General features: G+C 68.9%; 1 pseudogene. It reads right to left on the minus strand.

Annotated elements, in window-relative coordinates:
* A pseudogene (locus ACNFCI_RS24065) lies at window positions 1-373 on the minus strand (sugar-binding protein); the annotation flags it as partial.

Genomic DNA, 373 nt, shown 5'->3' on the forward strand with positions numbered 1-373 from the left:
CCTTGTGGACCTTGCGAGTGCGGGTGCCGCCGTCGGCGTAGTGGTAGCGCTCGCTGTCGTCATCGCCATCGACGCGGCTGACAGGCGTGACCTTGCCGAGCTGGTTGTCGGCCAGCCACTGCAACGCCCTGCCGTCGGCCAGTTGCTTCTGCAGACCTCCCGCCAGGAAGCCCGTCTCCGGTGTCAGGCTGTGGCCCTTCACCATCGCCCGGTTGCTGCCTTCGGACACCTGCAGTTCCCGGGTGCGGTTGCCGGCACCGCCGACGTGGCGGATCGTCGTCAGGTTGTTGCCGTCGTCGTAGGTGTAGTGCTCGCTGTAAGGCGCCCAGGCGCTGCCCGACGAGGCCTCGGCGCCGTAGTAGCGGGCCACCGG

The sequence above is a fragment of the Pseudomonas sp. NY15356 genome (genome assembly GCF_048068175.1).
Classification (GTDB): domain Bacteria; phylum Pseudomonadota; class Gammaproteobacteria; order Pseudomonadales; family Pseudomonadaceae; genus Aquipseudomonas; species Aquipseudomonas putida_K.